Annotated in this window: 2 protein-coding genes; both read right to left on the bottom strand. The window is 71.8% G+C overall.

Annotated elements, in window-relative coordinates:
• Positions 1–110: 110 nt before the first annotated feature.
• On the bottom strand, positions 111–974 hold the full coding sequence (locus C2L58_RS06695; RefSeq protein ID WP_103336667.1) for a hypothetical protein: 864 nt from the start codon (positions 972–974) through the stop codon (positions 111–113).
• Positions 971–1,309 carry a hypothetical protein gene (locus C2L58_RS06690; protein WP_103336666.1) on the bottom strand — a complete coding sequence of 113 codons (339 nt, stop codon included), beginning with the start codon at positions 1,307–1,309 and terminating at the stop codon, positions 971–973. The genes C2L58_RS06695 and C2L58_RS06690 overlap by 4 nt, the downstream gene beginning before the upstream one ends.
• Between the last annotated feature and the right edge of the window lie 140 nt (positions 1,310–1,449).

Genomic DNA, 1,449 nt, shown 5'->3' with positions numbered 1-1,449 from the left:
GGGGCAACGTGTCGTCGATCAACTCGCCGTCGAGCACCGGGCCGACGTGTTCGACGTCCCGCCCGGCGGCGGCGGTCAGCGCGGTGTGGTCGTGGCTCTCCCGGTTCGGTTCAGTCATCGCTACGCACCCCCTTGCCGGTCTCCGCCGACAGCGCGGCGGAGAGCCGGGAGGACAGCCCTCGGGAACATCCCGTGGTCGCCCTCACCCAAGCCGGGGTGATCTCCACACCCGGCGTCCACAAGTCGCGTGCGTCGGCGAGGTAGTCGGCGAACAGCTTCCGGCGCGCCGGTCGCGGCGCCGCCGGTTGGTGATCCGGCGTGCTCGGCTCACGGACCGGTTCGGTCGGTTCGGGAGCCGCCGTGTTCGGTTCGTGGACCGGGGCGGCCAGTTCCTCAACCGGGGCCGGTGCAGGCGCGCCCGTCCGGTCCGTGGCGTTCATGAACGCCACCGCCACCGCGTCGGTGAGCTTGTCCCGCAGATCGGTGACCGCTTCAGCGGCCACGAACACCACCAGCGGCGGAACCGAGTGCAGCACCACCCCCGCCGGCGAGCCGGAAACCCACGATGACCACGTGTTCATCACATACGTGGCGGCCAGCGTGAACCACTTCGCCGCCCGCACCCACGCACCCGTGTGGACCTGATACCGCGCGGTCACCTGCTCCGCCCGCAGGATCGCCAGCAGGACCAGACACACCGTCGGGTCCAGCAGCCACGCCGTCAGCCACGGCAACGACCCCACGGCGGAACCGGAGGCGGCGAACCACTGCACGTTGGCCGTGGTGAACGCCAACCCGAGCACGATCCCGGACCAGCACAACCGGTCCACCTGCGCCCGGACCCGTTCCACCCGCAGCGCCACCACATCGGGGTGGGTCTGCCAGCGGCGGACGTCGGCCGCTTCGGCCGCCTCCTCGGCGAGTCGTCGAGCCCGGCCCGCCACGACCGGCGGGTTGTGGTCGGTGGTGGTCATCGGCGACCACCGCCCCGGCGACGCGTGGTGGTGGTGTCCATGGACGTGACCGTCAGGACACGCGTCAGGACGTGGGCCGCGATCAGGTCCGGCACTCCGAGGACCACGAGCACCAACGTGGGGTTGTGCACGTGGGTGATCACCAGCCACTGAACGCCCGTGAACGCCGCGCCCGTGAACAGCACCCGCCCGGCCAGCGACACCACCCGCGAGCTTGCCCGTGCCGCGTCAGCGGCCCGGCGAGCCTTGCGGGCGCTCCACCGCCAGACCATGAACAGCGCCAGCAGCACCCCGACCCCGGCCAGGATCTGCGTCGGCGTGAGGTTGACCGTCATCACGCCTCACCACCTTCACGGCGGTGCAGCCAGACCCGGTACAGCGCGCGCCGGTCGGTGTCGGGCAGCGCGCCCCACACCCCGACCGTGTCCGGCCCGGCCGTCCGCAAGTCCAGTTCCCGGCACTGGTCGATCACCGG

It is taken from the genome of Amycolatopsis sp. CA-126428 (genome assembly GCF_002904335.1).
GTDB lineage: Bacteria > Actinomycetota > Actinomycetes > Mycobacteriales > Pseudonocardiaceae > Amycolatopsis.
The sequence above is the reverse complement of the archived record's forward strand: the minus strand, read 5'-3'. Positions and strand labels throughout refer to the sequence as shown.

Coding starts and splice junctions, on each gene's coding strand:
- C2L58_RS06695 (WP_103336667.1), bottom strand. CDS start 974: ATGACCACCACCGACCACAACCCGCCGGTCGTGGCGGGCCGGGCTCGA.
- C2L58_RS06690 (WP_103336666.1), bottom strand. CDS start 1,309: ATGACGGTCAACCTCACGCCGACGCAGATCCTGGCCGGGGTCGGGGTG.